Here is a 26,423-nt window from a genome sequence, read left to right on the forward strand (position 1 = left end):
GCGGCGTAGAGGCCGCAGCGGTTTTAGAGGCCGGTCAGGGCTGTGTCCGACCGGTAGGTAATTGGGCCAAAGGGATACATGCAATCAGGAGGAGACAACAATGGCGAGCCATCTGGACTACGAAATCAACAAGGAACTTGGGGAATGTTATCTGTTCATGGGCGAACTGGATAAGGCCAGGGATTATTACGAGAAGGCGGCTGAAAACAATGATGTCCACCCCGATCCCTATCTCGGGCTGGCAACCATTGCCGTGCAGCAGGGAGAACTCTCCTCGGCCATGGAGATGTACAAGAAGGCCGCGGCGATAGAACCCGGGGACAAGGCCCTGGCCGGGATGGGACTCATAGAGATGGAGACGGGGGACAAGGACCGGGCCTTTGACCTCTTTGCCCAGTCCCTGGAAAAGAACCCCGAAAACATGATCGCCGTTTTCGGACTGGTCCAGCTCGGTCATACGCATGGGCGGTTGCAGGATGTGGTTCCGTTCCTCGGGGCATACCTTTCCCTCGATCCGAACAAGCACGAGGTCAGGTATTCCTTGGCCGGATGTCTTCTGGCCATCGGCAACCGGGATGGGGCCAGAACGGAGCTCGAAACCATCCTCGGGGCCGAACCCGGCCACAAGGATGCGCGGGACATGCTCGACCAGCTCGAGGGTGACGCATAGGAACGGATACGCCCCACGGACTATCGATCCGAATGACAATCCCGCCCCGTGGCCATACGGGGCGGGATTGTCGTTTTTGGCCCGGCTTGCATCTTGGCGGTGATTCTGGCACAGACGCGCATGATCAGTGGTCCTGTCCCGAATTTGAGCCGTGTGGGCGGGATCTCTTACATTTCTTCAATCCGCAATTCTGATTCTTGGAAGATGCACCTGGATAGTTACACAATATCTTTGACCGACAAGCGAGGAATATATGGAATTTTTACCCGTCAAGCGGGCCCTTCTCAGTGTCACGGACAAATCCGGGCTTACGGAGCTGGCCCGTTTTCTGGTTGATAACGGTGTCCAACTGGTTTCCACGGGGGGGACGAGGAGGATGCTCCTGGATGAAGGGTTGCCTGTCACTGCGGTCAGCGAGGTGACCGGATTCCCAGAAATTCTGGGAGGCAGGGTCAAGACCCTGCATCCCCATATCCACGCCGGGGTTCTGGCCGACAAGGACAACCCGGACCATCTGTCCACGCTTGGGGAGAAAAAGATCGCCCCCTTCGATCTGATCTGCGTCAATCTATATGATTTTGCCAAGGCGGTTTCCAATGCCATGGACCCCAAATCCGCTGTGGAACAGATTGACATTGGTGGACCGACCCTGCTCCGGGCCGGGGCCAAGAATTTCCATTCCATGACCGTGTTGCCCGATACTGCCGACTATACCCCCTTCAGGGACGAGCTTGCCTCTAACGGGATGCGGGTTTCCCTCGGTTTCAGGCAGGCCATGGCCGTGAAGACCTTCAAGATGATTTCCGAGTACGACCGGATGATCTCGGAATACCTTGGGAGGAACGAGCCATAGCGACCAAGCTCAAGGGGAATCTGACCGGGCTCAAACCCAATCAGATAAAGAGGCTGTCCCGGCTATACAACCGGCGTTTTCCGGCCCATGGTGGCTATTCCCTGGAACAGGCCCGGGAATTGGCCCTCTTGAGCGAGGATGTTTCCCGGCAGATCGGACTGGTCATCGATCGCAGGGGACGGCCGGTCATGGTCGTTATCGGGGAGCGTGACCGGATCCTCATCCCCGAACTCTCCGGCTTCCGGACCAGTTCCGGAAGACTCCGGGGGGTCCGGTTTCTGCTTACCCGGTTTGCGGAGACGGCCGTCACCCAGGAAGACCTGATGGACATGGTCTTTCTTCGGCTGGACTCCTTTTCCGTCCTTTCCGTAGACCAGGGAATGCCCCGTCGGTTGTATTGGGCCCACTTGCTCCCGCCCGGCGCGGGTGGGACCCCGTATATGGTCCACCCCCCCCTGTCCTGGGACCGGGTGGACGTGGATTTTACCGCACAGGCGGAATCCCTGGAAGAGGAACTCGCCCGCACCGGCCAGCAGATCGACACCTCGGCCAGGGAGGGCACGGCCCTTCTGGTCAGCGTGGGGACGGATGCCAGGAAGGACCAGGACGCACGGCTCGATGAACTCGCGGATCTGGCCCACACGGCCGGGCTCGAGGTGGCCGGCCGGATCGTGCAGCGGGTCGGCAGGGTCAATCCCAAACACATCCTTGGCAAGGGCAAATTGGCAGAGCTCGAGGTCCGTGCCCTGCAGAACAATGTTTCCGTACTCGTTTTCGAGGACGAACTCAGTCCCACCCAGATGCGCAACCTCTCCCGGTTGAGCGAACGCAAGGTCCTGGACCGGACCCAGCTCATTCTGGACATCTTTGCCCAGCATGCCGTGACCAAGGCAGGGAAACTCCAGGTGGAGCTGGCCCAGCTCAAATACACCCTCCCCAGGCTCGTGGGCAGGAGCAGGGCCATGAGCCGTCTTGCCGGGGGGATCGGCGGCCGCGGACCGGGGGAAACCAAGCTTGAACTCGACCGGCGCAAGATCAGGGACCGCATCTCCCTGCTCAGGGGAGAGCTCAAGCGGCTGCGCAAACACCGGCATGCGACCCGCTCCAACCGGGCCCGGGCCGGAGTGCCCATCGTCGCCCTGGTGGGGTACACCAATGCGGGCAAGTCCACCCTTTTGAATACGTTGACCCACAGCGGGGTTCTGGCCGAGAACAAGCTCTTTGCCACCCTTGATCCGACCAGCAGACGGCTCAGATTTCCCCAAGACCGGGAGATCATCCTCACAGACACGGTCGGATTTATCCGGAAGCTCCCCGAGGATCTCAAGGAGGCCTTCATGGCCACCCTCGAGGAACTGGAAGTGGCCGATTTGTTGATCCAGGTGGCCGACGCGGGCCATCCCGGAGTCGAGACACAGGTCGCGGCCGTGGAAACCATACTCACGGAACTGGGGGTCCACGAGATCCCCAGAATCCTGGTGATGAACAAGGAGGATCTCCTCGATGGACCGGCAAGGGAGCGCGTTGCAAATCTTTTTCCCGGGGGGATTTTTGTATCGGCCAAGCACCGGCCCTCGCTCGCCCCTCTTGTCAGGGCGGTCCTCGCCCGGCTCCCATAAAAAAAAGCCCGCTGCAGCGGGCTTTTTTTTATGGGAGCAGAATGGGCGATGGGTTCAGATCATTGTTTTTTCTTTTTCCAGGAATGTTCTTCCCCGGCCCTGAGACGCTCGATGTTCTCCCGGTGTTTCCAAAAGACCAGGGCCATGAGTGCGATGGCGAGGGGAATGAAGGGGACATTCCCGCCAAAAAGGAGAAAGAGGGGCAGGACCGTGGCCAGGGTCAGGGACCCCATGGATACGTAGCCGCTGACAATGGTCACCACGGCAAAGACGAGTACGGACCAGAAAACCGTGCCCGGTCCCAGAGCCAGAAATACTCCCAGAGTGGTGGCCACACCCTTGCCACCCTTCCAGCCCAGGAACACCGAGTACATGTGTCCGAGGACGGCGGCCAGGCCTGTAAGGGTCAGAAAGACGGCCGAATCGGTGAAGCTGGTGGCCAGGATGACCGGGAACCATCCTTTGAGGAGGTCCAGGAGCAGGGTCAACAACCCGTACCCCAGGCCGCAGGTCCGGGCGATATTGGTCGCACCTATACTTTTGCTCCCCTGGGCCAGGGGATCTATTTTGCAAAAGGCCTTGGCGATGAGCAGGCCAAAGGGGATCGCTCCAAGGAGATAGCTGAGTCCCAGCCAGAATACTGTTACCATGATCGTCTCCATGCTGTTGTTGGGGATGGAAGGGGAGGATTCGGGTCGTGCAACACCCGATCGTGATCGGCGTGCTCATTTCTAAAACAAGAGGGTCGTGAGCGCAACCATGTGCCGTGTGCCACCACTGCCGGACTCATTCCTCCCTGGCCTCGGCGATGCGCAGTTCGTTGTTCAATGGATCGATTTTTCCCATACGTATGGAATATCTCTTGCCCACGGCCACGGTGTCCCCGAAGAGAGGTCGGGGGGCCTTGAGAAAGAGCTGCTCACCCGAAAGGGCCACGGTGACCAGTTTGTTTGTCACCTCCACAATTTTTCCCGTCCAGCGTCCCTCTTTGGCCTGTTGTTTAAAGAAGAGGTATTTCCAGTATCTGGGGCGGAAGCGCTGGATTTTGCCCACGGCCTGGGCCCGGGCGCTCAGATAGGGGAGGACCGCCCCTATGGACTCCTTGGTCCATCGGGGCGTCTGGGAGGATACCCGGGAAAGGACCTGGGCCGAGTTGATGAAGTCCGCGTACCGCCGCAGGGGAGAGGTGATCGGTGCGTACCCCGTGACCGCCAGCGTGGCGTGGGGTTTGGGATCGGTCTCCATGATCGAGGGCCCCATGCATTTGATGAGTCTGAAGATGTCACAGGGGTCGGACCAGATGCCCGGGCTGTCCTTGGGCAGTGTGATGTTCTGGGTCCTGAAGATCAGGGGGACCCCCTGTGCCGTGGCCCATTCAGCGATAACGGTGTTTGCCAGGATCATGAACTCGCTGACCAGGACATGGGCGGGGGATTCTTCTCCGCCGGTGTCCAGGAAGACCTCCACCCCTTCTTGGTGGTGGGCCAGGGTGATCCTGGGGTCGGATTGCTGCATGACCACGGCACCCTTCTCGATCCGCCTGGAGCGCAGGGTTTGGGCAAGCTCTTCAGCGGCGCGGAGCATGGGGTCCGGGGTCTTTGAAGCCAGATTGTCCCGTACCCATCCATAGGTCAGATTGTGTTCCAGGCGGACCCACCCATGTCTGGGGGTGGCTCCGAGAATCCGGCCCGTGCCGTCCACATCGATCCCCAGGATCAGGGCCGGTCTGTCCTTGCCCGCAAGGAGGCTGAAGAAATCGGTCCCGAGATCCTGGGGGAGCATGTTCGCCGTCCCCTCGGGCAGGTATATGGACGAAAACCGTTCCATGACGGCCTTGTCCAGAGGAGATCCGAATGCCCATCCCAGAGCGGGACAGGCCAGAACGAGTTCGAGGCGGTATCCCCGTGGGGTTTTTTCGACCACGAATCCGTCGTCGATATCCCGGGTGGAAGGGGAATCGATGCTCACCGCACGGGTGCATTCCACCTCTTGGGCCATGGACCGGACCCTGGTACGGAGATCGTCGATATCCGCGGCAAAGGGTGCGGACCAGGATTGGTCCTCCCAGGTATACCCGGCCTGGTCCAGAAGGTAATTGTAGTGCTCGGGAACGATCCCCCATGCCTGGGCGAGCAACAGGGCAAGGAAAGGAACATCCGGCAGTCCGGCGGTCATTTTTTTCCACAGCGGATCGGTCTCGTTTGTTGCACGCAGTGCGATGCGGTCCAAGAGCAAGGATTCGAGTTTGCCGGCCGTCTCCGGATCGGGAAAGGATGTCGGAACGGTCCCTTTGTGGCCGGCTTCCCACAACTCCTTGAAAAAGGGCTTTCCCGCATCGAGCAGGTGTTCACGTGCCTGAACACGGCGCATCTCCTCGGTCCTTTTTTTTACCATCTCCTGCGTATAGATCTCGAAGTGCGGTGGGGAGAACTTGAAGTGCGTCCTGGCCTCGAGGAGCGTGCGTCCCAGGGCGGCCGATCGGTCCGCATCGGGGGATTCCCAGAGCAGTCCAGCCAGCCATCCCAGGGAGGCCTTGGAGATTTCGCCCTGGGCCAGCTCCCATAGTTCCAAGGGATCGATGTCCCGGCCCAAGGTTTCGCGCTGGACATTCAAGGTCTTGAGGGTGTGCAGGACCTCGGATCTGCTCGATGTCTCGGGGAGACCGGGACCGATCCACGGGAGGATTCTGGCCAGAGGGAGTTTCATCTCCCGCTGGTTGATATTCACAAGTTTGACCCTGCCGGTACGGATTTCCTGGACCCATCCCATGACGGGCTGGTTGTTCTGGATATATTCGACGACCGTGCCGGGTCGGAGAGTGTCGGGGGAGAATGATGGCATGATTGTATTAGTGTTTGAAGGACCGCTGTCCGGTGAAGACCATGGCGACCTGGGGAACGGCCCCGTTGACCGCCCGGATGATTTCGTGGTCCCGGATGGACCCTCCCGGTTGGGCGATGGCCGTGATCCCCTGGGCGATGGCCACATCGACCCCGTCCCGGAAGGGAAAGAATCCGTCGGAGACCATGACGGATCCGGGCAATCCTCCCTTGGCCTTCTCGGTCCGGGCCAAGATGTCGTCGAGGATTTTTTTGGGGGCCCCATCATTGGCAGCCTTTTCCTTGAGTTCGTATAGGGAGCAGGACTGCTCCTCAAAGGCCAGGTTGTCGGCGTATTTGGTGTATGCCTTGTGGATGGCCAGCTCCACGCATCCGACACGGTCCTGTTCGCCCGTGCCTATGGCCGTGGTCACCCCGTTTTTGACCATGATCACGGAGTTGGAGGTCACCCCGGCCTCCACGGCCCAGGCAAAGACGAGGTCATCGGCCTCCTGTTTTGAGGGGCCCCGGGCGATGACGGTGGACCCGTCCTTGGTCGTGGCCTCGGCGGTCAGGAAGTCCTCCGCGGTCAGGATCTTGTTCCTGAAGGAGAACTGGGCGATGATCCCGCCATCGGTCAAGGACTTGAGGTCCAAAAACGGGGTGTTCACCAGGGTCTCCAGGGTGGCCAGGCCCGGGATCTCCAGGATGCGCAGATTTTTGCGTGATTTGAGGATGTCCACCGTGCCCGGCTCGAAGGAGGGGGCGGCCACGACCTCGAAATACCCCCCGGCAATGTTCTCGGCGGCCTGGGTGGTTATGGGGCGGTTGACCACGATGGCCCCGCCAAAGGCGGCGATCCGATCGGCCAGGAAGGCCTTGGCCAGGGCCCCGGCGATCCCGTTGTCCGACCAGGCCGCTCCGCACGGGTTGTTGTGTTTGAGGATCACGGCGGCGGGCTTGGCGCTCAGGTACTGGAGAATATTGATCCCATTGTCCACATCGGTCAGGTTGATCTTGCCGGGATGCTTGCCGGCTTGGACCATCTGTTCCTCGGTCATGCCGGAAACCAGCCCTTGGCCGCCTTCCCGCAGGGTGACACCGCCGAGTTCGAGTTCTCCCTGCTCGAGTTCATACAGGGCGGCGGGTTGGTCCGGATTTTCCCCATAACGCAGTCCCTGTTCCTGATCGTTGATCGTCCAGGTCCGTTTGTGGAAGGTCAGGGTGGTTCCACCCATGGTCATGGTCATGGTCGGGGGGAAGGGATCGGACTGGATGGTCCGGTACATCTTTTTCAGATCGCTCACGATGGACTCCTTGTATATTTTTGCAATGTGGGAATACTTCAATCTCTAAAATCCGTTGCTCTGTGCTTGGACACACCATTGGATTGCAACGTTTTGCTGTGCCGGAATCCGGGCATGGATCGTCATTGTTCCTTTTCGCCCCTACAAAATCAGGGGGCAAATGAAGGCGGGGGATGGTGTTTGGACAGGCCGGGATCGAGGAGAAGGGAGAGCTCCCCGCTTGCCGGACGGTCCAGACGGACGAGGCCGGTGAGATAGTAGTAATAATAGCGTATGGAATCGACGTAATCCACGGCCTCGATGCCCCTGCAGTAGCCGTGGGGGGCATCCTGGTAGTACTTGCGGTAACTGAGCAGGGGGAAGACTTCCTTGACCTCCCGCCATCCCGTGCTTTGTCTGCCGAGTTTTTTGGCCAGATCGATGGCGTCCTGCAAATGGCCCATGCCCTGGTTGTAGGCCGCCAGGGCCAAGAAGAGGGTGTTCCACTGGTCAAGCCCCAGTGGGTGCAGCCGGTCGATGAGACGGCGTAGATACCTTGCCCCCCCGAAGATGCTCTGGCGGGGGTCGAGACGGTTGGCGATACCCAGCTCCCTGGCCGTTATTCGGCTGATCTGGAGGAGACCGCGGACCCCGGTCTTGCTCCTGGCCCGTGGGTTGAAATGTGATTCCTGGTAGATCATGGCCGTCAGGAGCAGGGGGTCGAGCCCGTTTTTAGCGGCTGCCGGAACGATGGTTTGCCGGTAGCGGGGCAGCGCCGAGTCGATAATCTCCTGGATGTGGTCCAGCTCGTAGAAGTCCGTGGAATCGGGAAAGAATCCGAAATAGCGGGCCTTGAGCTCGGTAAAAAACAGAGACGGAAGAAGGCCGGACCAGAAGGAAGCAAGTTGTGCGTCCAGGTTTGAGTGGTCTGTTTTCTGCCAGATCCACCGGGTCCCAAAAAATCGGTGCACCGGGAATGAGGGCCGGATATCCGGAAAAAAGGGCTGCCAGAGCCTAAAATCGTTCGCCCCGACAATGGCGAAACGGGTCCGGTTGCGGGCCATCTCCGCGAGGAGGGGGCGCAGGCCGGGACCGATGGGCAATAGCCCGATGTTTGGACAGCCGATGGCTTGGGCCAGGGAGAGCGCTGCGGATCGTAACGCGGGATGGGGGGAGATCGGCAGGGTATACTTGCAGATATCCCGCGCATGGACAAGGCCGTGTTTCCATCTGTTGTGGACGACGAGGGGGTGGTCGGTCATATAGCGGGGGCCGCTGACGAAACGGTCCGATGGCTGGGCATGCCGGGATCCGTGGGCCGCGATGAGGATATCCGCGCGGTCGGAGTCCACAAGCTCGAACCCTTGGTCGGGAGAATCCACCACGATCCATTCCGGTTCGAGACGGTGTTCCTTGCAGAACCGTTCTACCAATTCTCTGCCGAACCCGGGGCCGTACGGGGAAAGTCGGGATATGGTCATCCCGCTGGGGACAAAGGCGACCCGTAAACGGCGTGGGGGGTGGCCGGGAGTGACCAAGTGGCCGACGAGAAGGGTTTCGGCGGCGACGAGTACGATGATATGTATAACCAGAACGATGGAAGTACGCATATGTGCCACCGACCGTTAAAGAAGGGGACGGTGTTTGGCAAGCATAAGACCGTTGTACCCCCTGAAAGAGTCCGTTTCATGGTTTTCGCTACGTCATTGACCGTGTACCGGGCACACATATCCCGGCCCCCATCCGGAACGGCGATGGGACCCCGGTTGTTGCCCGAAAAAACGGGGGGGGCGTCGGGACCGTGGAGAATTGTACCTGTTTGGGCGGATGGCGAGCTTGCACATTGACTTTGTTGCGACCATTTTTTAGGCAATGGTGCTATTTGCCGTCCGTACGGGGACTGCGATCATCTGCAAGGAGAAAAGGAATATGTCGAATACAGTGGTGATGGGAGCGCAATGGGGTGACGAAGGCAAGGGCAAGATTGTCGATCTGTTGACCCGGGAAGCGGACCTCATTGTCCGTTTCCAGGGAGGGAACAATGCCGGACATACTCTGGTCGTGGGGAAGACCAAATGCATATTGCATCTCATCCCCTCGGGTATCCTGCATGCGGACAAGACCTGTTGCATCGGCAACGGTGTGGTTCTCGATCCCGAGGTTTTTTGCAAGGAGTTGGACGGATTGGTCGAGCATGGCCGGACCATTGGGCCGGACCATCTGATGATCAGCAAAAAGACCCACGTGATCATGCCCTACCACAAGGTTCTTGATGCCGCCCGGGAAGCGTCCAAGGCGGGCAAGGACAAGATAGGGACCACCGGCCGGGGGATCGGTCCGTGTTACGAGGACAAGGCCTCGCGTATCGGGGTACGGGCCGGTGATCTGGCCGACAAGGAACTCTTGCGGGACAAGATTGCCAAGGCCCTGGTCGAGAAGAATGCCCTTTTTGCCTCCCTGTACGGTCTCCCTCCCCTGGATACGGAGGCCGTTCTCGAGGAGGTTTGGCCCTATGCAGAACGCACGGTCCGCTATCTTGGGGATGTCTCCGCGGCCATCCAGGAGAATGTCGCCCAGTCCCGTTCCATCCTTTTCGAGGGGGCCCAGGGAACCCACCTGGACATCGATCACGGGACCTATCCCTTTGTGACCTCTTCAAATACCGTGGCCGGTAACGCCTCTGCCGGCGGGGGGTGCGCCTGCAATATGCTCGACCGCATCGTGGCCGTGGTCAAGGCCTATACCACCAGGGTCGGTAGTGGCCCCTTTCCGGTGGAGCTGGATGACCAGGCCGGAGCGTTTCTCCAGGAGAAGGGGGGCGAGTTCGGGGCTACAACCGGACGGCCACGGCGGTGCGGATGGCTGGACCTGGTCATCCTGCGCGAGTCCGTCCGGCTCAACGGCCCCACGGGGATCGCCCTGACCAAGATGGATGTTCTTGGCGGACTCGAGGAAATAAAAATTTGCACTTCATATACCTATAAGGGTGAAGAAATCCTCTATCCCCCCCAGGAAGAGAATGGATTGGCCCGGGTGACCCCGGTGTACGAAACCATGCCCGGGTGGCAGGAGGATATCACCGGGTGTACCTCGTTCGAGGCGTTGCCCGCCGCGGCCAGGAAGTATATTCTGCGCATCGAGACCCTTCTGGGGGTACCCATCCGGTATGTGTCCGTCGGTCCGGACAGGGACCAAACGATCCAGCGTTAGCAACGGTACGCATCTTTTGTTGTTTGCCAATAGTACAAAATACAACGGCCGGGAATATTTCCCGGCCGTTGTATTTTGTAAGACAAGTATTCGATTTGTAAGACCAAATATTTCAATTACGTTATTGCAATAATGAAAAAATATATGGTACGCATCCAGGCGCGTTTCCCAAGAATCAGGAGTGCAAATTTAAGAAATTTAAGAAATCTAATGCGGCCAAGCCGCAGTTCCAGGGTGTAGGTTTTACGTTCAGTCGGTTATAGAATTTTCTTGTTTTTTATGGCAGACGTTCTTGCGTAAGATACTAAAAGGTTTACGCAATTTGAGAGGGATACGAGACTATGGGGGGGGGGTAGCGTGTAGGTCTCTCCTTTCTTGGGTTTTTTACCCCTCCCAATTTTTCAATGTCCTAACCGTAAAATTTTGGCCTGAATAGTTATAGTATATTGTACTTGGTTCCATGTTCGAGCAAACGGGGCGGGTGTACATATGTCAAGTATGGAAATGGAAACAACGTGCCGGAGTGTGGGTGCTGGTTTGGACCATGGGACGGTGAGCGGCCCGGGCATGGTCGTCGAGGGGACGGTTCTTTTCCAGGTCGTCCAGCTCTTGTCCCGGAATGATCTCTCTTTTGGGGACAAGATCCAGCAGGGATTGGAGATCCTCCTGGCCCGGGTCGGGGCCGAACGCGGATCAATCATGCTCCTGTCCGATGACTGGGAGGGACTCGAGGTCATGGCTGCCTCCGAATCTTCACTGATCGGCCTGGTCCAGCCCCTCTGTCCCGACTCGGTTTCAGGGCATGTTCTTTCTGCCGGGAAGGCCCTCCTCGTGGCCGACATCAAGGGGGACGCACGCTTCAAGGAGTGGGGCCGGGCGTACAAGACGACCTCGCTGGTATCCGTCCCCCTGGTTTCAGGTCGGGACGGCCGGGTCCTCGGCGTGGTCAATATGTCCGACAAGAGCGACGAAACCTCTTTCAAAAACAATGACGTGGATCTCCTGGCCACCTATGCCGGCTGGATTTCTCCCCTGCTCGAGAACTGCCGTTTGCTCGAGACCCTCAGGGAAGAAAAGGATCGGTACAAGGTCCTTGCCAGGGAGTTGGAGCACAAACGCAACGAACTTTTGTCTTCGACCCTGGAGCGCATGGAGCTGGTCCAGATGGTTGTCCACGATTTCAAGAGTCCCCTGTCCGCGGTTATCGCGACCTATGATTTGCTTCTGTACATGGGGGTGGAGGAGCAGCGGCGGCATATCGTGGAGAACGGTATGGCCGGGGCCAAAAAGCTCTTGGAGATGATCAATGATTTTCTCGAGATCGCCCGGATCCAGGACCGTGAGCGGGTATCGTCCCTGGAACCCGTCCGGATCCTCCCGGTGGTTTGTGAGCAACTCGAACGTATTTCTCCCGTTGCCGAGCAAAAGGGACTGGTTATCCAGGACTGCAGTGGACCGGACATCCGTATCTGGGCCGATGACTATCTCCTGCCCCATTTGTTCCAGAATCTATTTTCCAATGCGGTCAAATATACCCCGGAACATGGAACGGTCCGGGTGGGGTGGGAGGAGTACAGGGGGCGCAGGGCCGCGGACAGGGACAAGACCCTGGTCAAGATCTGGGTTGAGGATTCCGGTATGGGCATACCGGATACATACAAACAGGGGGTGTTCGAGAAATTTTCCCGGACCTCCCAGGCCGCCGAACAAGGTATACAGGGAACGGGTATAGGATTGTACATGTGCAAGAAGATCGTTGGGTTGTTCCAGGGGACCATCTGGGTCGAGGATTCCGGCATCGGAGGATCCCGGTTTTGTGTCTCCGCGTATGTCTATGGGGAGGAACGGCCATGATCGACCGGCATGGTCCGGTGCTGGTGGTCGAGGATATCGTTCCGGCCCGGCAAACCGTGGTCAATATTCTTCGTGTCCTGGGATTCTCCAAGGTCATGGAGGCCGGCAATGGTCGGGAGGCCTGGGACGTGATCCGGAACGTGGAGGAGACCCTGGGCCTGGTCATCTCGGATTGGAAGATGCCGGTTATGTCCGGCATGGATCTGCTCAAGCGGGTCCGCTCACATCCTCCCACCAGCATGGTCCCCTTCCTCTTGCTCACCTCCCGGGCCGAGCCCGGGGATTTGGCCCTGGCCGCCGACGCCGGGGTGAGCGACTACCTGATCAAGCCCCTTGTCATCAGTGCCCTCGAGGAGAAGCTCGCCCTGCTTGACCGTTGCCGGGCCGTGGGCGGGAGCGATGCCTGTCGACATCTTGAAACCCTGGTCGGTGCGGAAGAGACCGAGGAGGCCCGGCGGTTTCTTGGTCAGATCGCCCGGGAGTTGGGGGCAAGGGCCCGGGCAGTGGTTCTCTACGGAGAGGCCCTTTTGGCCTGGAAGAGTAAGCGATGGGAGACGGCCAGGGAGGATATCGATGCCTGTTTGGAACAGGCTCCGTTGATGAGCCGTGGTTGGTATCTGCGGGCCTTGGTCCTATCCGGGATGGGAGACGGGGCCGGTGCCTCGGCGAGTCTGGACAAGGCCATGGAAATCAGTCCGGAAAATGTCGATTATGTCCTGTCCAAAGGGCGGTTCGAGATGGGGCAAGGAAGATATCCCGAGGCCAATCAATGGTTCATGACCGCATTAAATATGGAACCACGCAACCGCGAACTCAAAGAGAGGGTTTGGTCGATCTATCTCCAGGAGGGGGCGGTGGAAAGGGTTCTGCGGGAGTATACCCCGTATATTTTTTCCTCCCTCTCCTCTGACGCGCTGAACGCCACCGCGCTCGCCCTGCGCAAAAAAGACAAGGTCACGGCGGCCGTGAAGATCTACATCCAGGCACTCCGCAAGGATCCTGAAAATATCAAGCTCTTGTTCAACCTGGCCATGGCCGAAGTGCATAACTCGGACATCCGGGGGGCGACCAACCACCTCAAGCGGGCCATCGCTCTCAAACCCGACTTCACGTCCGCATGCGAGATGCTCGAACGTCTGGAGTCCAAGAATCCGGACGCATCCTCGGGGTGAGTGTTCGGGTATGTTGTCGCCATCCATCTTCTCCATCTTCTTCCCGCATCTTCCGGCCCCGCCGCATTGCATCCTTGCGCGCTTTTGGGTAGTTGACAGTGACGCGATCGTTCTTGATCGTCGCGTCCCACCGGCCGTGGAAACGACCGGACCCAAACGACCTTGACCCGTGCGAACGCCCCCATGATCCACGTACAATCCCTCTCCTATTCCTTTGGCTCCCATTGGGTGCTCAAGGACGTCTCTTTCTCCCTGTCACAGGGAGATTTTCTCTTTCTCGTCGGGCCCTCGGGGGCGGGGAAAACGACCCTGATGCGCGTTCTGCACGGGGCCCTGCCCGTCCAAAGAGGACGGGTCAATGTGGCTGGTATTGATCTGGGTTCCCTGCGTGCCGGGCGTCTGCACCGTTTACGCCGACAGATCGGGGTGGTTTTTCAGGATTTCAAGGTCCTCCCCTTGCGGACGGTCTACGACAACATCGCCCTGCCCCTGAGGGTTCAGGGACAGAAGCCCCAGGTCGTCCAGCACCGTGTCCGGGCCGTGCTCAGGAGCCTGGAACTGGACACCAAGGCCCGCTGCAGGTGCGAGGAGCTCTCCGGGGGCGAACAGCAGCGTGTGGCCATTGCCCGGTCCGTGGTGGTCAAGCCCAAGATCATTCTGGCCGACGAACCCACCGGCAACCTGGATCCCGACCTGGGGAGGCGGCTCATGAACGTATTCCACCAGTTCAACAAACATGGCACGACCATCGTCTTTGCCACCCATAATCGGGATATTCTGGCCAATACTCCCCACGCGAACATACTCTTCCTGCGCGACGGGGTCCCCATGACTCCGGGAACCACGTCCGCTAAAGATCTGCGCCGGGATCTCGTTTCCAGACAAACGACAGCCTGCCGTCGGGAGGAATGAAGTGATCGGATTGCCGGGACTGTTCATACAGGGAGTCCGTGATATCTTCCGGACCCCGTGGGCGCTTTGTCTGACCATTGCCGCTGTTGGTCTGGTCGCGTTTTTGGCGGGCATGTTTCTCATGCTGGTGAATACCCTGGAGGACCAGGTTCTGGGGCGTCAGGCCGAGATACAATTCCAGGTCTATTCCCGCCCGGGGAGCGAGCCCGGACAGATCCGGGCCGCGTGGCGGTCCATGGAGGAACTCCCGGGGCTGGTCGCGAGCAAGACCTTTACCCCTGATGCCGGGCTGGACGTGCTCGCCCAGGCCTTTGGGGACCAGGTCGATCTGAACGGCTTCAAAAAGGCGAGCCCTATTCCGGCGACCGCCCTGCTGACCTTCACCCTGCCGGCGGATGACCAGAGCGGATGGGCCAAATCCATGCTGGTCAGGTTAAAATCGCTGCCCCTTGTCCAAAAGGTCCACTACAATCCGCTCCGGATCGACGTGGTCCACTCCTGGATGCGGGTGAGCAATGCAATGTTCTGGCCGGTGATCTGTTTTCTGGTCCTGGTGGTCGGTCTGGTGGTGGGCAACACGATCAAGCTGGCCCTGTTCCAGCGCAGGGACGAGATCGACATTCTGCGTCTGGTAGGTGCCAGCCGGCTGTATATCCGTTTCCCCCTGATCGTTGGAGGGGCTGTGCAGGGGCTGTTGGGGGGAGGGCTGGCCCTGGGGCTCCTTGGACTCGTCCACGTGGGACTGCGGGACATGCTCTATTTTCCACCCCTGTGGATCGAGGTCCCCTTTCTCTCATTGCAGGAGTCTCTGGGCATGCTCGGCATGCTCATGGTGGTGGGGATTGTCAGCAGCTTCGTGGCCGTGAAAGAAGGGTGACTATTTTCCAAGAGACGCCATGGCTATCCCGGCCATGGCCGTTCCCGTGTCGATGACCGGCAGGGGGCTGATTTCGCGGATGTGGGGAAAGACTCCCGTGAGATGGGTGCATCCCAGGACGATGGCCTGGTTGTCCTGCCGCAGGGCCATGGAGACCAGCTCGGCAAAGGGGAATTCTTCAAAGGCGCGGTCGGGGGGTTCCTGCTCGATGAGCTTGACGAATCCGAGGCTCGAAAATCCCGATATGGATATTGCGGGGTTTCTGGACAGCAGTAATCTTTCGATGTCCGCGAGGGTGTGCCCATTGGCCGTTATGAGGAAGATGCGGTCCCATTGACGGGCCAACCGTTCGTACACGTCCAGGGGGGTGACGATGTCCAGGGGGGTTGTTTGCCTGAGCCGTTCGAGATCCAGACATGCCGCAAGGGAATTGCAAAAGACCATTACCCCGGTGAAACCCTTGCGCTCAAGGCGTGATACGGCATCTTCCACCTTTTTCTGGAGCCCTGGCGAATCCTTGTATTGGAGAAGGTTTTGCTCCTCCGGGGTCCTGGCCATGGGCACGGGATGGCAGAGGATGCCGGACCGTTCCAGGATGGAACAGCCCAGGGCCGTATCGTACCGGGTTCCGGCTATGACAGCGATTTTCAAGGGGGGCAGCCTCTTGGCAGATGTCATGTTTTTGGTATACACACGACGTGTACACCAATTGTCTGGCATTGTTGTGGGACAGTGTTACTAGCGCACCCCGCCCCTGCCTGCAATACGAAAGCATGGAAAAAGTCATGAAAAAAATTTGTTTTTGCCTGCTGTATCTGCTCGTTTCGGTTTCCCCGGCTCTTGCTGCACGGGACGACGGGGTCGACCCCCGGCCCAGGGCCGACCACTCCGGTCCCCTTTTCCGTATCGGTTACCTGGAGGGGGGGCCGTACGTGGATTACCAGAAGAGTCTCCGCGGACTTGTCGCTGGTCTGGTCGAACTCGGATGGATCGAGCCCATCGACCTTCCCCGGACCAAGGACCCCAATGAGACCAGAGCGCTCTGGGACTATGTGGCCGAGCATGCCGAAAGTGAATATGTCACGTTTGTCAAGGACGGTTTCTATACCTCGGGGTGGAACGACACTGCTCGTCCCAAGACCAAGGAAACCCTTCTTGCCCGGTTGAACAGGGACAAGGACATTGATTTTCTCATCGCCATGGGGACCTGGGGGGGGCAGGATCTGGCCAATAGCCGCCATGATGTCCCCACGGTCGTGTTTTCCTCGAGCAATCCCGTGCAGGCGGGGATCATCAAGAGCCCCGAGGATTCGGGGTTCGATCACCTGTTGGCCAAGGTGGATCCGACCCGGTACGAACGTCAGGTTCGGCTGTTCCACGATGTTATCGGGTTTGACCGTTTGGGACTCATCTACGAGGATACCCCCGCCGGTCGCGCCTATGCGGCTGTAGACGACGTGGAAAAGGTGGCCAGAGAGGAGGGGTTCGGGATCGTTCGCTATGAGGACGCATTCGACATCAAGGACCTGGATCTGGCCTATGAGCGGCTCGTCAAGGCGATGAACGAGATCGCTCCAAAGGTGGATGCGATCTATATCACTGCGAATCGGGGCATCCAGGAAACGAAGATGGGCACCATTCTGGCCCCGGTTTTCAAGTACAAGTTGCCGACTTTTTCGCAGTCCGGTTCCCGCGAGGTCGAATTGGGGACACTCATGTCCATCTCCCAGGCCGGGCACAAATATGTGGGACTTTTCTATGCCTCGACCCTGGGCAGGATCATCAATGGTGCGGTTCCCGGCTATTTGAGCCAGATCTACGAGGAGCCGCCCAAGATCGCCCTGAACCTCGAGACGGCCAAGAAAATCGGGTACAATCCGTCGTTCGATATTCTGCTTTCAGCGGATGAGATCTACGAGAGGATAGAGCACGTGGAAAAATAGTCCTGAAATACGGCGCCATACCCTGATATGGTTAAGGGACACCGCATCCATGAAGATGCGTTGTCCCTTTTTTTGTGTGGCCGACGATCCAGGGACCGCAAACCGGAGCCGGGAAGCGGGCATTGTTGGTGTACATTGCGGAGGGCCAGGGCATGTCCTGTCCCTCCGGACGCCCCGGACCATATCGGTCCAGGGCTAGGTGACTCCGAAACAGGGCAACGCGTCCCCCAGCCGTTCGCAGATCAGTCGGGTGAGTTCCGTATACCCCCGGTGGGATTGCCATTGGGACGGCAGGAAGGGGGCAAAGGTTTCCGGGAGGGCGGCCAGACTGGCCTGACGAAGGGTCAGGTCGGCCATGGCATCGAGATGTTCCGGGGTGATTCCCCCCGCGGCCATCAATTCGATCCGGCCAGCAGAAACGGCTGTGCCGTCAGGATAGCGGGCCATGGCCAGATTGTGTCCCGAGCAGAAGGCGTTGGTGTGGACAGCCTCGATTTTTACCGCGTGTTCTGCGTTGCCGGAACTGCGCAGGGCCAGGGATAGCCCGGCCTGCATGGCGGGCAGGTACTCGGTCTGATAGATCCCCCCATGGCAGACAAGTCCCCGCGCCAAAGCCAGCACCGTGTAGCTGGTGAACAGAGAGGGGAGGATGCGGCCTTCCTGCAATGCCCCGGAGATTCCCGCGGGCGTCCAATCCTCCCCCCTGGTCCACGGGGTGGATCTGACGGGGACCAGTCGGGTGGTGGTTCCGGTCCTGGATAGGGCCATGGGCAGCTTGCAGCCCTTCTGGTCGATGGTCCAGAAAAAGAAGGTACCCGCTCTGGTGTTGTGCACGGGGCCCCGCGAGGCCAGAAGCCCTTGCAGTCCTTTCAGGGACCAGCAACCAACCGTGCCGTCGAGGGCGTGGACGAGTTCCCGGCGGATTTGCGTGTCGAACAAAAGAGCGTGCACGAGGGAGTGCTCGTCGGCAAAATCGGCCTCCAGGAGGCTGGTGCAGATGGCTTCCAGCCCCAGATACACGGGCTTGGGGAATATGGGACGCAGATCGCTGGAGAACATGCTTTTCCAGGCCCGGTCGTTGATGAGTGTGGATTGGTCGGAAAAGTTCCTGTGGTCCAGGGCTGCCGAATACACCCCGTCCAGGAGATGGAGGACACCCTTTTGTTCCGAGTCCAGCAGAGCCGTGGATGGAGCCAGTGTTCTGGATCGGGCTTTTTCAAGCATGGCCATGGTGTAGGCGGGAAGCATACTCGCCAGTGCATGTTGCATCCGGCGGGGAAAGATGGGGATTTTGGCCGCTGCCCACCGGGTCTCGTTGCGCCCGCTTCTGGTTTGGATTTTACGGGCCAGAAGAACCCCCTGGGGATAGGTCAGGTTGTTCAGGGAGATGTTGCCGCAGGCAAGGACAGGGAAGTTTATGGGATCCGTTGCGCAATCCCGGAACCGGGCCAGGGCGAAGAGCAGGGTCCCTTGCAGGGTCTGGGCGTAGCAGTCCAGTCCCTGATGGTTGGAGGTGAGAACATTGGGAGAATGTTCAATATGTTGGACAAGTTTGGCCGCGGTCCCCTTCCCCAGCAGGCGGGCCGTGTGGCGGAACACGCAGTCGAGGAGCGGATCGTTGGTTGGCAGATCCGACGACCAGGGCGTCCAGAGATTTGAACACCAGTCACCCAGGCGTATCGATCCCTTGGTCCTGATCAGTCCGTCGAGATGGCGGCGTTTTGTTAGGGCCTGCTTGTGTAGGGTATCCAGAAGAGCGGGAGGGGGCGGATGCGGGGTCATAGGGCAGTTCGTTCCAGAGATACGGAGCCGGTGGGGGGGGGAAAGAGGATGACTCCGGACAGGGAACGGTGTGTGTGCACCCACACCCGCACGGAATGTCCGGATGGTCCATGGGCGCGGATCATGACTGTCCGGGAGTTGGTCGGGGCTCGGGCTGATCCTCGGATCCGGCAAAAATGAAAAAGATGGCCGTGACCAGAAGGTAGACTATGCCCGCGGTGACAATGGCCTTGTTCATCCCGACCAGGGTGATCAGTCCGCCCAGAACCAGGGGACCCAGGACCTGACCGATCCGTTCCGTGGCGCTGCACAGCCCGACGGCCTTGTTTTCGCCAAAGATGCGCGTCGCCCTGAGGTTGAGGGCATAGCCGTTCTGTGAGGCGAACCCCACGCTGCTCGAGAGTCCGAAGAAGAACACGGCAACGGTGGCTGCGGTCAGTCCGTCCAGAAAGAGGTAGGAGCCCATGGCTGCTGCCCCCAGAACGCCGGCCAGGAAGACAAAGGGCTTTCTGCTCCCTGCCCGTTCGATGATCCGGCTGACCATGGGGGCCAGGTAAACCAGACAGACGCCGTAGATCATGATGATGCGCCCTATATCCGCCTGGGAGGCTCCCACGAGATGGAGGTAGACCGGAAGGGCGTAGTTGATGAACCCGATCAGGACCAGGGCGCTGGGGACGATACTGAAAAGGAGCAGGGCGAGAACATTCCTGTTGCCGATATAGGCCCGAACTCCGGATGGGGCGGAAGATGCCGGCTCGTTGTTTTGGGTGGGGGGCGGGGTCTTGAATAAAGGCCTGAAGAAAACCAGGACCAGAACCATGGTTACGATGAAAAGGACTCCGGAGACCAAGAAGACCGGACCGTACCCCAACCGGTCGGCCATCATGGCCCCGGCCGCGCTGCCGCAGATATTGCCGGCATAGACCCCGGCGAAAAAGGTGGCCAATCCCGAGGCCTTGCGCGCCGGTTCGGCGTACTTGAGCACGAATCCCTGGGACCCCATAAAGGCCAGACCGAATCCCGTGCCGCACAGGCCGAGGGAGATGACGTAGCCGAGCGGGCTGTGCGTGAGCCCCGCACTGGAGAATCCCAGGCTCATGGCTGCAAGCCCCAGGAGCAGGGGCTCGTGCCAGCCCCGTTTGTCGATCCAGAATCCGGCCAGGACGATGGCCAGTCCGGCACCGGCCATCTGCATGGAGATGGGCAACCCCATGATCATTTCCTTGGAGAGCCCGAGCATGGGCTCGTAGATTTCTCCCATGCGCAGGGGAATGAAGGTGAAGCAGAGGCTCATGGCGAAAATGACCACGAATCCTACGGGCCGGATGAGAGCGCTCTGGAAACCGGGCGGGGATGGTCCCGATGGGGCGTGGCCGGTCTTGCGGCTTTCCAGGTACAGGGACAGAAGCATGATTATCTCCATGAGGAAAAGAATGGAGATGACGGCCACGGTGAGCGTGTCCAGGACGATGGTTCTGATCCGTTTGCCAATGACCCCGGCCGACAGGGTCAGATCGATATGCCCCCGCACCTTGGTCGATCCGGTCGATTCCACGGCGATGTCGAGATTGTTTTCCGGGTCGACATTCCTGTATGTGGTCCCGGAATGATGGTGGATCAGTCCATGGGGCCCGGCCGCGAACAGGACGTGTCCCTGGGTGTCCCTCAGGCTGATCGAACTGATTTCCGGGGTCACCTTGATGATGTCGTAAAAAAAGGTGTCCACCCCATGCATCTGCTCCAGGCGGACCCCCTTGGCCAGAAGGTTGTCGATGTCCTGTTTGACCATGCTGATCACGGTCGTTGAATTGCGCTTGATAAAGGACAGGGATTGGTCCTTGAAGAAAACGATGTTCGATATGCTGTAGAAGAGCTGGGCGCATCCAAAGGCCAGAATGAGGACCGTGTACAGCCGCGTATTGAAGGAAGGATGGTCCGCACGGGCCGGGACCACGAAGATCATCCCGAGAATCAGGATGAGGGCCGCTCCGGATGTGGCCATGGCCAATGTCGTGAGATTGGACAGGACCGCATGTTCCAGGGCGTCCTTGATCCGTTGTTTGGACAGGACCAAGGCGAGCCGGCCGGCCGGTTGTTTTTTGACCGTGATGGGAAGGAGCAGATAGACGCTGGTCGAGGATTCAAAACTTGCAGTCCCCCCCTTCTTGCCGCGGTCGATGCGCGTGATTTTTCCCTGGGTCCCGAGGTATGTTTTCCACGTGGGTGCGGTCGTGGGGGGGGGGCCGAGCCCATGGCCGCGGCCACGGTCCCGTCGGGGAGCAGGACCAGTACATCGGTCACGCTGGGAGCGTGTGAGCGGATATTGGCAAAGAGCTGGTCCATGCCCACGAAACGGTCCAAGGGTTTGCCCAGTCGGATGGCCCGTTCGATTTTTCGGACCATATCGCCACCGGCGACACGGTGACGGGACAGAGTGCCCTGGATGTACATCTTCTCCAGTGACGACATGGTCAGCCCGGCATTGAAGATCTGGGAAAAGGCCAGGATGGCCAGGGTGAAAAGGACGAGGCGTGTTTTGAGACCGATCCGTTGCATAGGGATCCACTATGTTGGCATATCTATAACGATTCAGGGCATGATTGGGGTCTTACAACATCTCTCTAAAATTTCCAAAATTTCTCGCGTTGCAGCCTAGCCCTCGTACCGGAGTGCGAGCATGGTGATGTCGTCGGATTGCGGGGCCGTGCCCACATGCTGCTTGACGCTCACCCGTACGGCATGGATCAGGGCTTCGGGGTCGGCCTTGCGACTGGTCGTCACGTCATTGAGAAGCCGCTCGTCCGAGAACAGATTCATGTCCGTATCAAGGGCCTCGGTCACCCCGTCCGTGTATACAAAGACGGTTTCTCCCGGGTGCATGGTAAATTCCAGGCCCATGTAGGGAACCCCTTCCATGCCGCCGACAACCAGGCCGCTGATCCCGTCCTGGTAGAATGTTTCGCCGTTGTTTCTTATCAGGATGGGCGGGTTGTGTCCCCCGTTGGCGTACGAGACGTGGCCGGTTGCGGTGTCGAGAATGCCGATGAACAGGGTCACGAACATGGAGTTGGGATTTTCCTTGCTGAGCTTGTCGTTGACCCGGGTCATGATCCCGGCGGGATCGTCATGCTCCTCTGCCGTGGACCGGATCAGGGTCATGGTGATGGCCATGAACAGGGCCGCGGGGACACCTTTGTCGGACACGTCCCCCACAACGAAGCAGAGCCGTTGTTCGTCCATGAAGAAGAAGTCATAGAGGTCGCCCCCCACCTGCTTGGCCGATTCCAGGCTGGCGAAGAGCTGGATTTCCTTGCGGTCGGGGAAGGCGGGGAAGATCTTGGGGAGAATGCCTTCCTGGATCTCCTTGGCAACGTTGAGTTCACTCTGGATGCGCTCTTTGGAGGCGGTGACATCCATCAGATGGGCGACGTTCTTGCGCAGTTCGGCGAGCATATACACGAACGCGGCTGCCAGCCGTGACACTTCATCCCGGGACCGTGTGCTCAAGTGGTCGATGGGGGTGGTCTCCGAAGACGGGGTCGTGAGGTCCATGTCCGGAAGGTCTTTGGCAAACCCGGTCAGCTCCTTGATGGGGCCGGAGATGCGTCCGGCAAAGATGAGTCCCAGGATCAGACCGACCAGGGAGACGGCCAGAATGAGCAATGTCTGGCGGGTCACCAATGCGTTGGCCGGTTCCTCGATCTCTTCGGCGGGCACGAACGCGGTCACGTACCATCCAAGGGGTTTGAAAAAAAAGGTGCGGGCGAGCATCTCCCGTTCATTCCCGTCCTCCCGGGAGACATAGGTCACAAATCCTTTCCCGGCCCTGGCGTTGGCCATCAGCGCGGTCATGGTGGATCCGTCAAGGGCGGATTGTTCCGGGTGGATGGTCACCGGTTGTCTGGCTTGGTTGAAGATGGAGATGCCGCCGGTCTGAGCGATGCGGATGGTAGCCAGGGTGGTTTCCAGCACCTTGACCAATTCCCGGATTTTCTGGTGCTCTTGGACGCTGATATCGTCCACGCTGATGACCGCGCCCACGATCCATCCCCATGGGGTAAAGGGGCGGAAATACCCGAGTTGTTTGCCGGATTTTTGGTCCGTGGTACCGTCCCAGGTGAACACGGCAAATGTCCCGCCGTACATGGAATCCTGATTACGGACGACGCGGGTGATGGCCCGGCCTTTCATGTCCCGCAGGCCGGTCATGGATTTTCCGGTCTTGGTGCCGTCGGGATGGAAGATGATGTCGTCGTCGGGACCGATGATCGTGAGCATCTCTCCGGCCCCGGAGCGGATGGACGAGAAAATGGTCACCAAACGCTCCCGGGCCTGGCTGCGGGTCATGAGGTCCGATTCCACCATGTCGAGATATTCCCGGCAGATGGAGAGCCCGGTGGAGGCCATGTGGCGGAGCTGTTTTTTACGGGCCTGGACGGTGGATACCTTGTAATCCAGCAGCCCCTCGTATTCGCCCCTGATGGTCGTTTGGATAAGACCGAGGGCGTTGGCCACCGAGCGGACTTCGGCCTCAAGCATGGCCTTGCCCACATCTTTTTTGGTGAAAAAGGTGATGGATGCGCCCGTGACCATGAGGACGAACAGGATGAGCACGATGATTTTGGATCGGAGAGAAGGGAGCATGGCGGTTTGGGTTGGCCGGGAGCGATGGATTGATTTTTATGCAGGATAAAATAATTCGGTCATGAATACAAGCAGACATCCTCGGATCAAAATCATGCGCACGGCAAAATTCCTTGACCCTGACCGATGCCGTCGCGTAGTTTTTAAAAGAAAATAACCACGACACCATTCACAAGGATCTTTCATGCGCAGCAAACTCATGACCCACGGATTGGAAAAGGCCCCGCACCGTTCCCTGATGTTCGCCTCCGGACTGACCCGGGAAGAGCTTGCCCGCCCCCTGGTAGGGGTGTGCAACGCCGCCAACGAGATCATTCCCGGGCATGTGCATCTGGATACCATCACCCGGGCCGCTAAGGACGGGGTACGCATGGCCGGGGGAACGCCCCTGGAATTCCCGACCATCGGGGTGTGCGACGGCATCGCCATGAACCATGAGGGCATGAAGTTCAGCCTGCCCAGCCGGGAACTCATTGCCGATTCCATCGAGATCATGGCCACGGCCCATCCCTTTGACGCCCTGGTTCTGGTCACCAATTGCGACAAGATCGTGCCCGGTATGCTCATGGCCATGCTCCGACTGAATATTCCCGCCATCATCGTCAGCGGCGGCCCCATGCTGGCCGGTTCCCACAAGGGAAAGACCGCCGACCTGATCACCGTCTTCGAGGGCGTGGGCAGGGTCAGTCAGGGCGAGATGAGCGGAGCGGAGCTCAGGGCGCTGGAGACATCGGCCTGCCCGTCCTGCGGGTCCTGTTCGGGCATGTTCACGGCCAATTCCATGAATTGTCTCAGTGAGGCCATCGGTCTGGCCCTGCCGGGCAACGGGTCCATTCCTTCGGTCACCAGCGCGAGAATTCGGTTGGCCAAGAAGGCCGGGATGCAGGTCATGGAGTTGCTGGAGAAGAACATCCGGCCCCGGGACATCGTCACCGAAAAAAGCGTGGCCAACGCGGTCACCGTGGACATGGCCCTGGGATGTTCCACCAATACGGTTCTCCATCTTCCGGCCGTGTTCGCCGAAGCCGGGCTCGATCTGACCCTGGATATCTTTGATACGATCAGCCGGACTACCCCCAACCTCTGCCACCTCTCACCGGCAGGGGACCACCATCTCGAGGATCTGGACCGGGCCGGGGGGATCCCCGCGGTCATGTCGGAACTCAACGGTAAAGGACTTTTGCAGCTGGACGCCCTCACCGTGACCGGAAAGACCCTGGAAGAGAACCTCGAAGCGCTTCAGGCCGCAGTCACGGACCATGGGGTCATCAGGTCGGCTGAAGAGCCTTACAGTGTGGAAGGGGGGATCGCCATCCTGCACGGCAATCTGGCCCCGGACGGGTGTGTGGTCAAACAGTCGGCCGTGGCGCCGGAAATGATGCAGCGGACAGGTACGGCCCGGGTTTTCGAGTCCGAGGAAGAATCGGTCACCGCTATCCTGGGCGGCACAATCAAGGCCGGAGACGTGGTGGTCATCCGCAACGAAGGCCCCAAGGGCGGACCCGGCATGCGTGAGATGCTCACCCCCACCTCGTCCATCGCCGGTATGGGCCTTGGCAAGGATGTTGCCCTCATTACAGACGGCCGGTTCAGCGGAGGGACCCGTGGCGCGGCCATCGGCCATGTCTCCCCGGAGGCCTATGGAGGCGGACCCATCGGGCTGGTCCAAGAAGGCGACCGCATCAAGGTGGATATTCCGGGGCGGACGCTGGAACTTCTGGTTTCCGGAGAGGAACTCGCCGAACGCAAAAAGACCTGGAGGCCTCTGGAAAAAGAGGTCACTTCTCCTTTCCTGCGCCGCTACCGCAAGCACGCCTCATCCGCGGCCAAGGGCGCTGTATTCGATCGGTAGGCACCGTAGGAACATCCCTTGCGGGTGCCCTGAACCGTGGATGTTTCCCTGATATCGGCAATTTTGGGTGTTTGGACATTCGCAATAATGGTTCGTGGTGAGCGATACGTTAGGCGATGCCGATAATGTTGGGCACCCGCAAAAGGGGTGCACATACGCGTAACCAATGATATAAGTTTACCATGCCCTGGAACGACAAACAAGCCGACCACTACGAACACTGGTTCACCACTCCGCTGGGACAATTCGTCCTGGACAGGGAGAGTCGTCTCTTGCAGCGGCTCGTATCCACCTGGCCCAGGCGGCGGCAGGGGTTGTTGGATGTGGGGTGCGGTGCGGCCCATTTTTCCCATATGTTCTGGGAATGGGGCTTTGATGTCAGCGGGATCGATCCCGCTCCGGCCATGCTGCGGCTGGCCAGGAAGCGGATGGGAGACCGGGTGGATCTGCGGGTGGGGGTGGCCGAGAGACTACCCTATGGCGACAACGAGTTCGATTTCGTCTCTCTGATCACCGTGCTTGAGTTCTGCGAAGATCCGGAGACGGCCATTGCCGAGGCGGCCCGGGTGGCCAGGAAGGGATTGGTCATCGGTTTCTTGAACCGGCATTCACTGTACTATCTGACCCATGTCAGGTCCCGGAAGGCGGGCAAGGATTCCATGTGGGCCGGGAGTTCCTGGTTTTCGTGGTGGGATATGCAGCGGCTGATCAACGGGGCCATCGGCAAACAGTGGATGCTCGCCAAGTCGGTCCTCCCCGGACCGGTCTGGACCTGGCGTAAGCTCCCACCGTTCAAGCAGGCCTGCGGGATACTCCTGCCGCCCTATGTGGGAACCTTCGCCGCCGTGCGGATCGATCTTCTCGGAGGTCCGGCCAAGACACCGCTCATGGCGTGGAAGACCGAACCCAGTATGTGATTCTTTTCAG

General features: G+C 59.3%; 20 protein-coding genes. 11 read left to right on the forward strand and 9 right to left on the reverse strand.

Translation table 11 applies throughout. From position 1 onward, the window contains the following. The first annotated feature begins 100 nt into the window (after positions 1-100). From ACY692_RS02240 to hflX, 3 genes are all read left to right on the forward strand, one after another. Complete coding sequence (locus tag ACY692_RS02240; protein ID WP_462323703.1) at positions 101-670, forward strand: tetratricopeptide repeat protein; 570 nt, start codon at positions 101-103, stop codon at positions 668-670. Between the two features lie 253 nt (positions 671-923). Next, the gene (locus ACY692_RS02245; protein ID WP_462323704.1) at positions 924-1,523 is read left to right on the forward strand and encodes an IMP cyclohydrolase; all 600 of its coding nucleotides are present in this window, start codon (positions 924-926) and stop codon (positions 1,521-1,523) included. A gap of 128 nt (positions 1,524-1,651) precedes the next feature. Next, entirely contained in the window at positions 1,652-3,142 is a 1,491-nt protein-coding gene (hflX, locus tag ACY692_RS02250; RefSeq protein WP_462323705.1) for a GTPase HflX, read from the forward strand. A gap of 59 nt (positions 3,143-3,201) precedes the next feature. Here hflX and plsY read toward each other — a convergent pair whose 3' ends face one another. The 4 genes from plsY to ACY692_RS02270 form a co-directional block, all read right to left on the reverse strand. Continuing rightward, positions 3,202-3,792, reverse strand: a complete 591-nt coding sequence (gene plsY / locus ACY692_RS02255) for a glycerol-3-phosphate 1-O-acyltransferase PlsY (RefSeq protein ID WP_462323706.1) — start codon at positions 3,790-3,792, stop codon at positions 3,202-3,204. 136 nt (positions 3,793-3,928) lie between these two features. Further along, positions 3,929-5,983, reverse strand: coding sequence for a ribonuclease catalytic domain-containing protein (locus ACY692_RS02260; RefSeq protein ID WP_462323707.1), 2,055 nt, complete (start codon positions 5,981-5,983; stop codon positions 3,929-3,931). 7 nt (positions 5,984-5,990) lie between these two features. Then, positions 5,991-7,268 carry an IMP cyclohydrolase gene (locus ACY692_RS02265; RefSeq protein ID WP_462323708.1) on the reverse strand — a complete coding sequence of 426 codons (1,278 nt, stop codon included), beginning with the start codon at positions 7,266-7,268 and terminating at the stop codon, positions 5,991-5,993. A gap of 149 nt (positions 7,269-7,417) precedes the next feature. After that, positions 7,418-8,857 carry an MltF family protein gene (locus tag ACY692_RS02270; RefSeq protein ID WP_462323709.1) on the reverse strand — a complete coding sequence of 480 codons (1,440 nt, stop codon included), beginning with the start codon at positions 8,855-8,857 and terminating at the stop codon, positions 7,418-7,420. A 319-nt stretch (positions 8,858-9,176) separates the two neighbouring features. Here ACY692_RS02270 and ACY692_RS02275 point away from each other — a divergent pair, with 319 nt between their 5' ends. The 5 genes from ACY692_RS02275 (at position 9,177) to ACY692_RS02295 (ending at position 15,272) form a co-directional block, all read left to right on the forward strand. Continuing rightward, the gene (locus ACY692_RS02275; RefSeq protein WP_462323710.1) at positions 9,177-10,457 is read left to right on the forward strand and encodes an adenylosuccinate synthase; all 1,281 of its coding nucleotides are present in this window, start codon (positions 9,177-9,179) and stop codon (positions 10,455-10,457) included. A 489-nt stretch (positions 10,458-10,946) separates the two neighbouring features. Further along, positions 10,947-12,311: a GAF domain-containing sensor histidine kinase gene (locus ACY692_RS02280; protein WP_462323711.1), complete on the forward strand. Its 1,365-nt coding sequence runs from the start codon at positions 10,947-10,949 to the stop codon at positions 12,309-12,311. After that, a complete protein-coding gene (locus tag ACY692_RS02285) occupies positions 12,308-13,483 on the forward strand; it encodes a response regulator (RefSeq protein ID WP_462323712.1) in 1,176 nt (391 codons plus the stop codon). Before ACY692_RS02280 ends, ACY692_RS02285 begins: the two co-directional genes overlap by 4 nt. Before the next feature lie 183 nt (positions 13,484-13,666). Then, positions 13,667-14,395 carry a cell division ATP-binding protein FtsE gene (ftsE, locus tag ACY692_RS02290; RefSeq protein ID WP_462323713.1) on the forward strand — a complete coding sequence of 243 codons (729 nt, stop codon included), beginning with the start codon at positions 13,667-13,669 and terminating at the stop codon, positions 14,393-14,395. A 1-nt stretch (position 14,396) separates the two neighbouring features. Beyond that, positions 14,397-15,272 carry a cell division protein FtsX gene (locus ACY692_RS02295; RefSeq protein ID WP_462323714.1) on the forward strand — a complete coding sequence of 292 codons (876 nt, stop codon included), beginning with the start codon at positions 14,397-14,399 and terminating at the stop codon, positions 15,270-15,272. On the opposite strand, the gene ACY692_RS02300 is transcribed toward ACY692_RS02295, so the two are convergent. Further along, complete coding sequence (locus tag ACY692_RS02300; protein WP_462323715.1) at positions 15,273-15,923, reverse strand: aspartate/glutamate racemase family protein; 651 nt, start codon at positions 15,921-15,923, stop codon at positions 15,273-15,275. It abuts the gene before it with no gap. A gap of 134 nt (positions 15,924-16,057) precedes the next feature. Between ACY692_RS02300 and ACY692_RS02305 the strand changes: the two genes are divergently transcribed. After that, complete coding sequence (locus ACY692_RS02305) at positions 16,058-17,215, forward strand: ABC transporter substrate binding protein (RefSeq protein ID WP_462323716.1); 1,158 nt, start codon at positions 16,058-16,060, stop codon at positions 17,213-17,215. 195 nt (positions 17,216-17,410) lie between these two features. On the opposite strand, the gene ACY692_RS02310 is transcribed toward ACY692_RS02305, so the two are convergent. The 4 genes from ACY692_RS02310 to ACY692_RS02325 form a co-directional block, all read right to left on the reverse strand. Continuing rightward, a complete protein-coding gene (locus ACY692_RS02310) occupies positions 17,411-18,997 on the reverse strand; it encodes a hypothetical protein (protein ID WP_462323717.1) in 1,587 nt (528 codons plus the stop codon). 121 nt (positions 18,998-19,118) lie between these two features. Next, the gene (locus ACY692_RS02315; RefSeq protein WP_462323718.1) at positions 19,119-21,074 is read right to left on the reverse strand and encodes an MFS transporter; all 1,956 of its coding nucleotides are present in this window, start codon (positions 21,072-21,074) and stop codon (positions 19,119-19,121) included. Continuing rightward, positions 20,972-21,556 carry a hypothetical protein gene (locus ACY692_RS02320; protein WP_462323719.1) on the reverse strand — a complete coding sequence of 195 codons (585 nt, stop codon included), beginning with the start codon at positions 21,554-21,556 and terminating at the stop codon, positions 20,972-20,974. The genes ACY692_RS02315 and ACY692_RS02320 overlap by 103 nt, the downstream gene beginning before the upstream one ends. A gap of 96 nt (positions 21,557-21,652) precedes the next feature. Continuing rightward, the gene (locus ACY692_RS02325; protein WP_462323720.1) at positions 21,653-23,644 is read right to left on the reverse strand and encodes a SpoIIE family protein phosphatase; all 1,992 of its coding nucleotides are present in this window, start codon (positions 23,642-23,644) and stop codon (positions 21,653-21,655) included. A 184-nt stretch (positions 23,645-23,828) separates the two neighbouring features. Between ACY692_RS02325 and ilvD the strand changes: the two genes are divergently transcribed. Together ilvD and ACY692_RS02335 are read left to right on the forward strand one after the other, a co-directional pair. Then, positions 23,829-25,496 (forward strand): dihydroxy-acid dehydratase, encoded by a 1,668-nt coding sequence (gene ilvD, locus ACY692_RS02330; RefSeq protein WP_462323721.1) that lies wholly within the window; start codon positions 23,829-23,831, stop codon positions 25,494-25,496. Positions 25,497-25,678: 182 nt separating this feature from the next. Next, entirely contained in the window at positions 25,679-26,413 is a 735-nt protein-coding gene (locus tag ACY692_RS02335; protein ID WP_462323722.1) for a class I SAM-dependent methyltransferase, read from the forward strand. The last annotated feature ends 10 nt before the right edge of the window (positions 26,414-26,423 follow it).

This window comes from Desulfoplanes sp. (assembly GCF_054921335.1).

Coding starts and splice junctions, on each gene's coding strand:
- ACY692_RS02245 (WP_462323704.1), top strand. CDS start 924: ATGGAATTTTTACCCGTCAAGCGGGCCCTTCTCAGTGTCACGGACAAA.
- ACY692_RS02325 (WP_462323720.1), bottom strand. CDS start 23,644: ATGCTCCCTTCTCTCCGATCCAAAATCATCGTGCTCATCCTGTTCGTC.
- ACY692_RS02275 (WP_462323710.1), top strand. CDS start 9,177: ATGTCGAATACAGTGGTGATGGGAGCGCAATGGGGTGACGAAGGCAAG.
- ACY692_RS02335 (WP_462323722.1), top strand. CDS start 25,679: ATGCCCTGGAACGACAAACAAGCCGACCACTACGAACACTGGTTCACC.
- ACY692_RS02260 (WP_462323707.1), bottom strand. CDS start 5,983: ATGCCATCATTCTCCCCCGACACTCTCCGACCCGGCACGGTCGTCGAA.
- ACY692_RS02280 (WP_462323711.1), top strand. CDS start 10,947: ATGTCAAGTATGGAAATGGAAACAACGTGCCGGAGTGTGGGTGCTGGT.
- ACY692_RS02305 (WP_462323716.1), top strand. CDS start 16,058: ATGAAAAAAATTTGTTTTTGCCTGCTGTATCTGCTCGTTTCGGTTTCC.
- ACY692_RS02270 (WP_462323709.1), bottom strand. CDS start 8,857: ATGCGTACTTCCATCGTTCTGGTTATACATATCATCGTACTCGTCGCC.
- ACY692_RS02320 (WP_462323719.1), bottom strand. CDS start 21,556: ATGCAACGGATCGGTCTCAAAACACGCCTCGTCCTTTTCACCCTGGCC.
- ftsE (WP_462323713.1), top strand. CDS start 13,667: ATGATCCACGTACAATCCCTCTCCTATTCCTTTGGCTCCCATTGGGTG.
- ACY692_RS02240 (WP_462323703.1), top strand. CDS start 101: ATGGCGAGCCATCTGGACTACGAAATCAACAAGGAACTTGGGGAATGT.
- ACY692_RS02285 (WP_462323712.1), top strand. CDS start 12,308: ATGATCGACCGGCATGGTCCGGTGCTGGTGGTCGAGGATATCGTTCCG.
- plsY (WP_462323706.1), bottom strand. CDS start 3,792: ATGGTAACAGTATTCTGGCTGGGACTCAGCTATCTCCTTGGAGCGATC.
- ilvD (WP_462323721.1), top strand. CDS start 23,829: ATGCGCAGCAAACTCATGACCCACGGATTGGAAAAGGCCCCGCACCGT.
- ACY692_RS02310 (WP_462323717.1), bottom strand. CDS start 18,997: ATGACCCCGCATCCGCCCCCTCCCGCTCTTCTGGATACCCTACACAAG.